Annotated in this window: 1 pseudogene; it reads left to right on the top strand. The window is 63.4% G+C overall.

The features are described from left to right. Positions 1–630, top strand: a pseudogene (locus IMZ11_RS43235) (glyceraldehyde-3-phosphate dehydrogenase); the annotation flags it as partial. Position 631 lies beyond the last annotated feature (1 nt).

Below are 631 nucleotides of genomic sequence, written 5' to 3'. Positions count from 1 at the left end.
ATCTTCTCCTGCGCGTCCTGCACCACCAACGCGATCGTCCCGCCGCTGAAGGCCATGGACGACGAGTACGGCATCGCCCGTTGCCACGTGGAGACCGTGCACTCGTTCACCAACGATCAGAACCTGCTGGACAACTACCACAAGGCCGATCGCCGTGGCCGGTCCGCGCCGTTCAACCTGGTGCTCACCGAAACCGGTGCCGCCTCCGCAGTGGCCAAGGCGATGCCGGAATTGAAGGCCAAGATCAGCGGCAGCTCGATCCGCGTCCCCACCCCGGATGTGTCGGTGGCCATCCTGAACATGCAGTTGCACCGGCCGACCACCAAGGAAGAGGCACTGGAGTACCTGCGCCAGGCGTCACTGTCGGGCCCGTTGAGCCGCAATCTCGACTACACCGCCGCGACCGACGCAGTGTCCAGCGACTTCATCGGCTCCCGCGCGGCAAGCATCATCGATGCCAACGCGACGATTGTCGACGAGGACAACGTGATCCTCTACGTCTGGTACGACAACGAATTCGGCTACTCGTCTCAGGTGGTGCGCACCGTGCAGTACCTGTCGGGAATCGAGTACCCGACGTACCCGCAGATGCGGGCGGAAGCGGATCAGACCGCCTTGGTCACGCCGTAAT

The sequence above is a fragment of the Microtetraspora sp. AC03309 genome (genome assembly GCF_020826795.1).
GTDB lineage: Bacteria > Actinomycetota > Actinomycetes > Streptosporangiales > Streptosporangiaceae > Microtetraspora > Microtetraspora glauca.
This window is presented reverse-complemented; position numbering and strand designations above follow the sequence as displayed.